Source organism: Rhodopirellula sp. JB055 (assembly GCF_043100905.1).
Lineage (GTDB): Bacteria > Planctomycetota > Planctomycetia > Pirellulales > Pirellulaceae > Rhodopirellula.
On sequence record NZ_JBICHO010000629.1, the window covers coordinates 1 to 11130 of the forward strand.

The 11130-nt window shown below is 58.4% G+C and carries 8 protein-coding genes; 2 read left to right on the plus strand and 6 right to left on the minus strand.

Annotated elements, in window-relative coordinates; genetic code table 11:
- The coding region (locus ACF8AM_RS24355) for a phytoene desaturase family protein (RefSeq protein WP_392558145.1) at positions 1-773 on the minus strand (773 nt) is incomplete at its 3' end.
- A 71-nt stretch (positions 774-844) separates the two neighbouring features.
- Entirely contained in the window at positions 845-2413 is a 1569-nt protein-coding gene (locus ACF8AM_RS24360) for an aldehyde dehydrogenase family protein (RefSeq protein ID WP_392558146.1), read from the minus strand.
- Between ACF8AM_RS24360 and ACF8AM_RS24365 the strand changes: the two genes are divergently transcribed.
- The gene (locus tag ACF8AM_RS24365; RefSeq protein WP_392558147.1) at positions 2373-2978 is read left to right on the plus strand and encodes a nitroreductase family protein; all 606 of its coding nucleotides are present in this window, start codon (positions 2373-2375) and stop codon (positions 2976-2978) included. The genes ACF8AM_RS24360 and ACF8AM_RS24365 overlap by 41 nt on opposite strands.
- Positions 2947-4131: a sigma-54 interaction domain-containing protein gene (locus ACF8AM_RS24370; protein ID WP_392558148.1), complete on the plus strand. Its 1185-nt coding sequence runs from the start codon at positions 2947-2949 to the stop codon at positions 4129-4131. Before ACF8AM_RS24365 ends, ACF8AM_RS24370 begins: the two co-directional genes overlap by 32 nt.
- Positions 4132-4353: 222 nt before the next feature.
- On the opposite strand, the gene ACF8AM_RS24375 is transcribed toward ACF8AM_RS24370, so the two are convergent.
- The 4 genes from ACF8AM_RS24375 to ACF8AM_RS24390 all read right to left on the minus strand — a co-directional run.
- Positions 4354-6501 (minus strand): FAD-dependent oxidoreductase, encoded by a 2148-nt coding sequence (locus tag ACF8AM_RS24375; RefSeq protein ID WP_392558149.1) that lies wholly within the window; start codon positions 6499-6501, stop codon positions 4354-4356.
- A 143-nt stretch (positions 6502-6644) separates the two neighbouring features.
- Complete coding sequence (locus ACF8AM_RS24380) at positions 6645-7040, minus strand: hypothetical protein (RefSeq protein ID WP_392558150.1); 396 nt, start codon at positions 7038-7040, stop codon at positions 6645-6647.
- 75 nt (positions 7041-7115) lie between these two features.
- Positions 7116-10652: a protein kinase gene (locus ACF8AM_RS24385; RefSeq protein ID WP_392558151.1), complete on the minus strand. Its 3537-nt coding sequence runs from the start codon at positions 10650-10652 to the stop codon at positions 7116-7118.
- Positions 10653-10745: 93 nt separating this feature from the next.
- Positions 10746-11130: MqnA/MqnD/SBP family protein (locus ACF8AM_RS24390; RefSeq protein WP_392558152.1), on the minus strand; the 385-nt coding region annotated here is incomplete at its 5' end.

The following is an 11130-nucleotide window of genomic DNA, read 5'->3' on the forward strand; positions in this document are numbered from 1 at the left end:
GTGCCGCCGATCGGGTACCAGATGCCTTCTTCGGTTTGCATGTGGGCGATGCCACACAGCACAGCCGGCGACGCGTATGGCGACGAACCGACGTACTGAGTGAAGTGATCCATCATCTGCGACACACGATGTTCCGGAACGTGTGACCGAACGATGGAAGCAACACTACGTCCCATTTTCAGCGATAGAACATCTTTCAGCACCGCGGCAGAGAACGCGCCGCCAACTTCCATCGTGTCCGCCAAACCGCCAATCGATCGCCAAAAGAAAAAACGATCCGAGACACCGTGCAGTTGCTTGCTGCGTTCGATAAACGATTCGTAACCTTGCCCGGTGGAATCGCCTCCGGTGAAGTCATGCAGGTGACGTTTCATTTGCTCAACGTCAGCAACCAAATCCAACACCGAGTTTTCCGAGGTGTGTGACTGGGGTGTGCCTTCGAAGAAACACCGCCACTGCGGATCCAAGGCGATCAGTTCGAGGTAGTCCTCCATCTTTCGGCCGGCTTCGGTGAAGACACGCCGCAAGACACTCGGCAGTGTCAAGATGGTTGGCCCCATGTCGAACCGGTAACCATCGGTTTGATGCACCGCTGCTTTACCGCCCACCCAATCGTTCTTGTCGCAAAGCGTGACCTGGTGACCACGAGCGGCCAACACGCAGGCAGACGACAATCCCGCCAAACCGCCACCGACGACCACCACGTGTTGCGGGTTGGAAGTCTTCTTGGCGGGAGCAAAGGATTCATTTGCAGCGGCTTCAGGGGCGATCATGGGTGGCTTTCGATCCGTGGGGAAACGTTCCGGGCAAATGACATTGGTGTCGCGGGTGCTGGTGTCACACGCTACTTTTTTAATGCACGCCACTGGGAGGCGGCAGTGGTGACTCGCCGAAGGCCTGCGATTCGGCGTGACCATCCGGTGCCGTGTGACCACTGCAACACTCCGGACAGCAACTCTGCATCGGCATCGTTTCGAGGTGACAAGTGCATCGCACCGCGACCGCGACGAGTCGCGATGACTCGCGGTGCGGTCATGGCCAGCAATCCTTCGGGGCCTCGTGTCACTCCAAAACCGCTCTGGCCTCGGCCTCCAAACGGCAATCGCGGATCGGCCGTCGGCGCGACCATGTCGTTGATCGTCACCACGCCCACGCTCAATCGATTCGCGATCCCCAGAGCGTTAGAAGCGGGGCCAAACACAGAGGCGGCCAAACGATACGGGCATTCATTGACCAGTTCCACAGCCTGTTCCGGTCGCTCAACACGAATGAACGAGATCAGGGGCGCGAACACATCACTCTGCAAAATCGCGTGCCCATCGGGAACGTTTTCGAGCACGACGGCCGACATCTTTCCGGTGGTGCGAAGGTCGGTGGAGTCATACCGGCCAAGGCTGTCCTTCGCGCCCGCGCGAAGGGCGTCGTCGATCAAATCAGCCACGCTCGCTCGTGCAGCGGCATGAACCGTGACCTGCTTGGATTCACGCAGTCGACTGGTCAACCGCTCAGGAAGCGCAGCGGTGGATGGATCGCTGATGACGACCAGCCGTCTCGGGCCGATGCAGGTGGCGCCGCTATTGAACAGCAACCCAAACGTCACCGCATCGACCACGCGTTCCAAGTCCGCTTCAGGCAACACGATCGCGGCGTCGGCCCCGGACAATTCCATGATCGAGGAGGTTAGGTTTTCGGCCGATTGGTGCAAGACTTTCCGGCCTGTTTCTGCGGATCCAGTCAGGACGACCAAGTCGACTCCAGACGCCTGGGCTTCGATTGCCGCCTCGGTGGATGAATTTAGCAAGGTGATCGCATGTTCCGGAACGCCGGCCGCGTAGAACGCAGCCACCAATTCAGTTGAAACGGCTTCGGTTCCGGCGGCGGGTTTGAGCCAGACCTCATTTCCCGCAGCCAGCGCCTGCGCCATTTGAACGCCGGGCAACAGCAGCGGGTAGTTCCAAGTCCCGAGGATGAGAACTCGCCCCAGCGGGACTCGCTGGACGACACTCCGGACACCCCACATCCATAGGGGACGGTGTTTCCATCCCACTTTTCGGGGCGCCAGAGTTTTCTTCCCGTGCTCAGTGATCCACCGCAATGCCTCGCACAAGGGGAGCAATTCCGACGCCACCGTTTCTGCGTCGTCGGTGCGTTGTTCGGTTCGGCTCAAGCGTGTCAACTGATCGACGCGCGCAGCGATTTCGCCCCGTGCTCGCCCCACAATTTGGCATCGCTTGCGAATCGACCACGTAGCCCACTTTGCATCGCCGTGATAACCTATCGGCACCTCACCGGGGCGGTTTGACGTCGCGTTCAATGGCGTGGCGACTTGGGGGGCGTTGTTCAAAACAATCTTGCAAAGCGTTGGATGGAAGATGGCAGTCAACGAAACGGATCTGGAAGTATTGCCCGTCATCGCTGATCGATGGAGCCCGTACCGATTTGACGGGCGTGAAGTCGAAGATGACAAATTGCGTCAGTGCTTGGAAGCCGCTCGCTGGGCCGCCAGTAGTTTTAACGATCAACCGTGGTCTTGGATTGTCGCACGTCGCCAAGATGGAGACGCCTTTGAGGCGATGTTGCATTGTTTGCTGGAAGCCAATCGTGATTGGGCATCCCGAGCAGGCGTCTTGATTTGCACTGTCATTCGCACCAATTTCTCCTACAACCAAAAACCAAACCGAGTGGCTCTGCATGACCTCGGTGCCGCGGCCGCTCTGATGTCCCTGCAAGCAACCTCCTTGGGATTGCAGACGCATCAAATGGCCGGTGTCAATCTGAGCCAAGTTCGAGGCCAGTACCAGATTCCGGAAGGCTACGAGCCCGCCACCGCAATTGCAATCGGTTACCCCGACGAACGTGAGCCCAACTCCGATGAGGAGCAAATGCTGGAAGACCGCCAAAGCGGCGTCAGAGAACGAACTCCACTGAAGAACCAAGTCTTCATGGATGCATTCGGACAAACCGCATCTTGGTTGTGATTTCGTGAGTTATCGAGGACAGCTCCTGCCGGGCGTCATCGGCAATTCCCCTGCGATGCGCGAAGTCGATCGCGTGACACGCAAGGTTGCCGTGAGCAATGCGTCCGTGCTGATTCTCGGTGAAACTGGAACGGGGAAAGAATTGATCGCCTCGGCGGTGCACCGATTGAGTCACCGCAGCGGAGGCCCGTTCGTCAAAGTCAACTGCGGCGCCCTGAGCGAAAGTTTGCTGGAAAGCGAATTGTTCGGGCACGTGCGCGGTGCCTTCACCGGCGCCGTTGCCAATCGCGCCGGCCGATTCGAAGCCGCTGACGGCGGAAGCATCTTCCTCGACGAAATCAACTCCACCACACTGACGCTGCAAGTCAAATTGCTGCGTGTGCTGCAGGAAAAAGAATTCGAGCGGGTCGGCGACACATCCAGCCACCGAACCGATGCGAGAATCATCGCGGCCAGCAACCGCGACTTGATGCGCCAGGTCCAACTCGACGAGTTCCGTGAAGACCTTTACTGGCGTTTGAACGTCGTGCCAATCGAGCTGCCCGCTCTGCGCCACCGTCGCGAAGACATTCCGGCACTCGTGGCGTTCTTCTTGGATCACTACAACGAAGTCAACGACCGCTATGTCTCGCACCTCGGCACCGGCGTGATGCGAGCGTTACAGGATTACCACTGGCCCGGAAACGTTCGCGAACTTCAAAACTATGTTGAGCGAGCCGTCGTGATGAGCGACACCGATGAACTGGTGCTCGACGCGTTGCCGCTGTGCGTGCGAGATCCTCATCACAGCGCACCAACGCGGGAACTGGCCAGCTCGGCAGGCGGCCTGAAATCCACCACCCCGATGCCCAATGGTTCCACCGAAACAATGCCCGAATCGGCGACAACCCCCGCAGGAAGCACCGCGGCACTCGACATCAATCGAATGGACCTGAAAACCCTCGCCCGGATCGTTGTCCAACGCGGGCTTGACGAAGCCGACGATGCAGAAAACCTGCACTCCGTCGTCGTCGATCAAGTCGAACGTGAATTGATCTCTCAGTTGTTACTTCGATGTGGCGGAGTGCAAACCAAAACCGCAACGCGATTGGGAATGAACCGAAACACGTTGTCAAAAAAAATGAAGGACTACGGTCTGAACATCGACGACTGAATCGGCGGATGACCTTGGAGCGAAAATCCAACGCTCTCCGGCTTGTAGATTCATTCGATTTCGCAACCCGACGGGTGAGTTTTAGGTTCGGTTTCAATCAACAGGCCGTCGCGGATGTTATTGAACCGCGGGACGCGAACGTTTGGAAGTTGACTCAGTCGCGTTGAGGATTGACCGTTGCTGGTTGCCAGGCGGAAGAGTTGAGGACAACGCTTCGACGATTCACTTCTCTTCGAGCGGGAGCCAATTGACCACGTCGATCACGACGTATCCGTTCGCGTCTTCGTTCGAGATGACCACCTTGGCGGGACTCGCGGCGTCGAAGGCGTAACGACCAAGCGTCAGCAAGGGCTGCTTCTTGGATGCGGGCTTCCATTGCGTTTGGTCAATGCGGTGTGTCGTGACGCCTGCATCGTGGTGGACGTCAATTCGCGTTTGCTTGGAACGATTGGCGTTCGTGGGGTAACTCACACGCACTTCGTAAACGCCGGTTTTGGGCAAGTCCGCTTGGTAGATCGCTCGCTTGACGCGGTCATTGTCTTTGCCGTCGTGGTGATAACCTGAACCGTAAAAGTTGCCCGAGGCATGACTTTGGATCCAGCCGCCAATCCGTTCCGCCTGTGCGTCGTCGACACTGATGCCTTTGACCCACTTCAGATCCAGTGAATCGGGATGACTCATTTTGGCAACACTGGCGGGTGTTTCCAGGATTTGATTGTCATCGAGCAAACGCTTGCGCAGGTCTGCGTACGGCACGTCTTGAACTGCGCGGCCGGACTGGTTGGCGAGCGCGGCGATGGTCGCGGCGGATTGCCCAAGAATCATGAACACGGGTTCCATGCGGATCGACCCGAAAGCAACATGCGTGGCCGACACGCAAACCGGCGACAAAAGGTTCTCGCACTCGTCGCGTTTGGGCAGCAACGCGCCCATGGCGATTTTGTAGGGACCACGCGTGGAGACGCCCAGGTCACCTTCGTTTTGGATGTAACCTTCCGGCGTGATGTATCTCTGCGTGTTGTGCGAGTCGATTCCGTAGGATCCCATGCCGACGGAATCCGGTGTGGGCAAGTCCTTTCGAAGATGGTTCTCGGTCATCACAAATTCACCAACCATCCGTCGCGCTTCGCGAACATAGATCTGGTGCGGCCAATGATCGTTGTCGGTGAATTCATCCGCCGACAATCCCCACTCGTTGATTCTGTCTTGAACTTCTCGGGGCACACGCGGGTCGGTGGCGATGAAGTACAACAGCCCGCGCTGGTAGCGTTCATGTTGCTCGATGATTTCGCGTCGACGTTCGTAGGTGGCTTCGGGGTAATCGTAGTTGGCACCGATGTTGTCAAAGCTGACGGGGCCGTGGTTGTTGGTGTCCGTTTTATGATTGGGCAGCGGATCAAACTTTTTGAACACATCGCGCCAACCAGCTTCAAACGCGCGAGCCATTAATTCGTAGGTGGCGGGGTCGTATCCGGCGGGACGTTTCCAAGCCACACGATTCTTGGGGTCGTTCGTCATGCAGGTTCGAAAGCAGTAGGCCTGGACTCGATCATCGGCCGAACCAAACTCACCGGGCGGATCGGGGCTGACCAAAGGGATCACGCCACTGCTTGGGTCACCGGGGACGACATACGGATCGACTCGCTGCGGCAACACGTCGAAGTGGTGCGAGTGATGCAGGACACCGGTTTGAACGCCCGCATGAGGTTCGTCGTAATCGCTGATTCCTTCTCGACCATGCGCCGTCGCAACCCCCGCCGCCGCGATCAGGTCGCCTTCGTAGGTGGCATCGATGAACATCTTGCCCGGATAGTTTTTTCCGTCCAGCGTTTGAATGGCCTGAATCCGGCCTTGCTTCATCACCACGCCGTTTTCGCGATCCAACCACGCGTCACGGACCACCGTGATGTTCTGCTCGGCCAGCATCTCTTCAAGGATTTTTTCTGCGACGTGCGGTTCGAAGACCCACATGGTTGCTTGGTCATCGTCGCTGGCCCGGTGCCCCTGGGCACGGTTGCCATATTTTTCGCGAGTTTGAAATTTCCACGCGGAGTCGTCTTGATAGTGCTTGTAGACGCGATGGTAGAAGTCTTTGGCAAGTCCACCGATGACGGCTTTGTTTCCGGTGTCGGTCCAGCCCAGGCCCCCGCTGGTCAGGCCACCCAAATGCACATCCGGTGAAACCATGATGACCGATTGGCCCATGCGAGCGGACTGGATCGCGGCGGTGACGGCCGCTGCGGTGCCTCCGTAGACAACGACGTCGTGAGATGTCTCGGCATTCGATTGCGAAGCGGGGGAGAACAACAGCGAAGCAAGAATTATCGCGCCCATCGACAAACGATGGCACGACCAAGAAACAGGACGCATGGTGTGGGGATCCAGGTGGGGAGAACGGTGGGGCATCGCATAAAAAAAGCCCGATGAGCGGAACACTCATCGGGCTTCGTAGTCTAGTCAAATTCACCACTCGTCATGGGCTCCTGTAAAAGCTCATGCGGCGGACGAACGGATCAAAGACCAGCGTCGGTCGCTGGCAATTCGTTGGCTTTGATTTTTTCGCCGAAGGTTTTTCCATCGGAGCTCTTTTCTTTTTCTACCTTCTTGAAAGCAGCCGTGATCTTTGCGGCAGCTTCTTCTGGATGCTCTTTGAAGTATTCCTTGGGGAAATCCTTCTTGTCGAGGAGCTTGTGAAGGGCTCGTCCGTACTCGTTGCGAGCTTCTTTCTTTTCTGGTGCGCCTTTCACGTGGCAAAGGTTGCAACCAGCCTTGCGGCTCGCTTTCACGAAATCAGCGTCGGTGTCTTCGGTGATGTAGTCAGCTTTCCACTGTTTGCCGAATTCGCTGATCGCGAACGATGGGGTGGAAAAGCAGGCAGCGATGCCCAGAACAAGAGCCAAACGTTTCATCAAGCAGGTTCCTCAAGTAAAGATCAGGTAGGTTTTCAGGCGGGAGCCGACGAGACCGCCGACGCACCATTAAAGTCACGGTGTGGGGGGAAAGTCAAATGTAGGTTCCATCGGCATTCTAGGGAGGGACCTTTCTTGGAATCCACCCACCACCGATCCATCTTGCCTGAAATCCATCGGAGACCACTGGCTAGAGGGGGTCGATTCCGGCAATTGCTCGGTCCAACGAACGGTCCATCGAGGCGGCCGCTCATTCATCCAAGGTGGCGGATCTTCCAGGATTTCCAGGATATCGCTCATTGTCGTGACCCGGGTTTGGCCCAATTCATCGCGAATCAGCAGCATCGGGTCGTCCAGCGCCGTGTCCGTGTCGTAGGCGTTGCCCGATCCTCGAAGTCGGACCCAAATTTCATCGCGGTCGACACGTGGAATTCCTGTTAATTCAATGTGAGGGATCCCAGTGTCCACAACAAACACACATTCTTCGGCCCGTCGCTCGATTTCAACGGGGTAAGGCGAGCTGACGCCCATCCGCATCTGCAGCAGGCCTTTGGGGGTGATCGCGGTCAATTGCTCCAGTGACAGACGAACGGAACCAGAGGACGGATGAGGCGGCTGGAGAGCCCCGCCCATTTCGATCATTCGGCGTGAGACGGCCAGCAATCCGTTTTCCCACAGCAACTGAAGTTCTGCCGCCACGTCCATCCTCAGCATCGTGATTTGCCCGCGGACAATCACGTTGGACAGTTCAATGGAGACCAACGGCAAGGTGCCGCTGGTGTCGGCCACCGCACCGCTTTCCACTCGATCGTACGGCAGTCGCTCGGGATCGGTCACGACGCTGAAGGCTTGCACGTCATCGCGGCGCGACGCGTTGTCGATCGTCACCGTGCAGTCGCGCAGACGAACGCGGCGATTGTCGTTGATGGCGAACAGGGCACCACCATCGGTTTCAGTTGCGGGCACGGTCCAGAAAAAATGCAGCCCCGACATTTCGATTCGATGCGAACCGATCGTCATCATTTCACTTCGCTGCATGTCCACGTTTTCGGTGGAGCGGAACACCACTTCGGTGCCACCCGGCAAACTCGACGAGAGAATCAGATCACTGCGAGGGATGGTGACCGGAGCGGACTGCAACTGCGGGGTCGCGATGTCGATGCGATCGATTTCCAACTCGTCGGCCAACTGCAGTGCATCCGCCAAAGTGGTGGCGAGCTGCACGCCAGCACGAGCAGCTTCTTCGCGAAGCTGGGGAACACGAAGTGCTTCCGCTGAAACAATTTGCACACGGAATGGTTCCGGATTCACGGACTCAGCAACTCCGGTTTCCAGCTCCATCACCGCGGCGGACTCGCTTGCGGAATCGCTGATCGTCAGCGGCCGTGTGGGATTCGTTGAACCGGGACTCAGCATGTTGGATGCGATCCCATCGGAGGCGGTGGGTGTGCTGGAGGAATCACCCGTCAACGGGTTGGCATTGACCGGGCCAATCATCGGACTGCCGTTGCCATTGAGTGGTGCACCAGCAAAGCCGGAGCCCGTGCCTCGTTCGCTCTCGCGATTGACAACGCTGGGAATGGTCGGAGCCAAAGGCAATGTTTCAGACACGCCTGGAGGCAACGGCAAACCGCCAATGCGAGGCGGGTCGGCTCCCAGCGTGGGATATTCAACACTCGATCCCACAGCACCGGTTTCAGTCGCGGCCGATGCCGAGTCGCGAGCCGTCATGCCACCGGCCAAAGGCGTGATGCTTGAGACAACGGAATCGGGATCCATTGCCGGAGGCATCGAAGGATCACGCGGCGACGCAGGGCTCTCGATCAATCGATCTCTGGCCATCGCAGCATCGGTCCCCGTCCCACCAGCGGAACCAGGTTGGTCGCCGGTGGCAGAGGAGGAAGCCCCACTGGGCAATCGATCGCCGACGGATGTGGCTGGCAATTGCCCTGGCGGCAACAACGCACCTTGTCCGGTTGCCGAGCCGTTGCCAGTTCCTGGCGAAGCCCCTCGGTCGGTCGTTTCACGAACCGTCGAAGGATTCGACACGGATCCATCAACCGAAGAACCAAGGGCCGATTCCAGTCCCGCGTTTCGCGTCGAATCCGTCGTGGGTGATGCCTTGCGGTCATCCAGGCTCGAAACCGATCGCGGAGCGACCGATTCAATCGAATCAGGCGAGATCGAAAGTTCAATGGCGCGGCTGAGTTCACGACGAGACGGCTGCGAATGCAATTCCACCGCAAAGGCACTGAACAGCAAAACGGTTGCCGCGATCATCCACGGCAAATGCCGACGCAGTCGACGCATCGATTCGCGATGATCGTCGTCTTCCAAACTAGGTGCGGCGACGCCTCGACTTCGCGGCAGGTTCTCACGCGAGGCAAGCTCTCTCAGGTCAGCGATCAACGTCTCGCTGCGCTGATATCGTTCCTCCGGAAGCTTCGCGAGCATCTTGTTCAAGATCGCCGTCATCTCGGCCGGCACATCGTCGCGTTGTTCCCGGATGTCAGGGATCGCGGCGTTTCCATGGCTGAGCAGTTTCTGCAACATCGTGCCACCGGGAAACGGTGGCGAGCCCGTCAGCATGTAAAACAGCGTGCAGCCGAGCGAGTACAGATCGCTGCGGATGTCAGCCAACCGTGGATCACGTGCTTGTTCCGGCGAGATGTAATCGAACGTCCCAAGCGTCACACCGCTGGCCGTCATGTCTTCGCTGGTGTCGAAGTTATCCGACCGAGCCAACCCCATGTCCACCAGCTTGACCCCACCATCGGTGGTCACGATCACATTGGACGGTTTGATGTCTCGGTGAACGATGCCGCGACGGGAAGCGTGCCCAATCGCCTCGGCGACCTGGATGGTGAAGAACAACGCGTCATCGAGCGACAGCGGGCCGTTGCTCGCAACCATGTCGCGGACGTTCGCACCGTCGATGTACTCAAAGACGATGTAGTGCCAGGGCCCATCATTGCCAACGTCGAACACACGAGCGATCAACGGGTGATCGAGTTTGGCGGCGCTCTGGGCTTCGTTGCGGAATCGTCGCTGCAGGTCAGGGTCATCGGCAGCAAACGGAATCACCTTCACCGCAACGGTTCGCCCAAGCTGTTCATCGCGAGCACGGAAGACGGCCCCCATCCCACCGCCGCCGATTTGATCGAGCAACAAGAAGTGGTTGAGCCGTTGACCACCCAGATCACGAGTGATCGACGCCGGGGTGGCGTGTCGATGAGACGCATGAGAGGAATCCCGCAACGGAAACGAGTTCCCCAGCATCCGGTGAGAACGCGTGGCCGAGACATCCGACCGGCTGGAACCAGCCCGAATCACGGTGTCCGCTCCCTCGATCACTTCATCGGCCGCAGGCAGCGGCGTCGGAACGGATGCCTTGGATCCGCCCTGATTTTCAGCGTCGCTCGAATTCCCCGCGCCACCTAAATCCCCAGCGTCGCGTGGAAGCGATTGGTCGACCGAGGAGACGGATGGCCGGGTGGTAGGAGCCGGTGGTTCAGGACTCGATTTCGGTCGGTGCACCGTCGATCCCTCCGGCAAAACCGCTGAACGGTCCGGGTGCGAGGAATCGGAGGAGGAGAGCGACCGGGAATCCATGCGACGCAGCGGCGGAAAAGACTGAAGAGAAGAGACAATCCGTTCGCTTCCAGGATAGTTCTTTCCCCCGGTCTGGGCAAACAAACTCGGCGTTCAGAGACCGGTTTCGCCGCAGAAAAAACGCAGCTTGGCCGCCCCCAACCCGATTTGCTGGGCCATCTCCGAGAGCGTCGTCAATGCTTCTTGTCCGACCGTCCCGAGGTCCTCGGTCCAATCATTGACGTACAAATCGACGTGCTGCATCAGCACCGAATCGTCCATTTCCTGGGCGTATCGACGCATCGCGGGAAACGCCGACTCAGGCGTCTGACGAGCAGATTGCAGTGATCGCCGGATCACATCGCAGGCGGCCGCCATCGTCGCCGGAGCATGTCGATCACGCATCACCAGGCCTCCCAAAGGCAGCGGTCGCTCAGTGGATTGTTCCCACAAATGGCCTAAGTCAGCCGCCAAATGAAGCCCCGAATCCGCGTAAGTG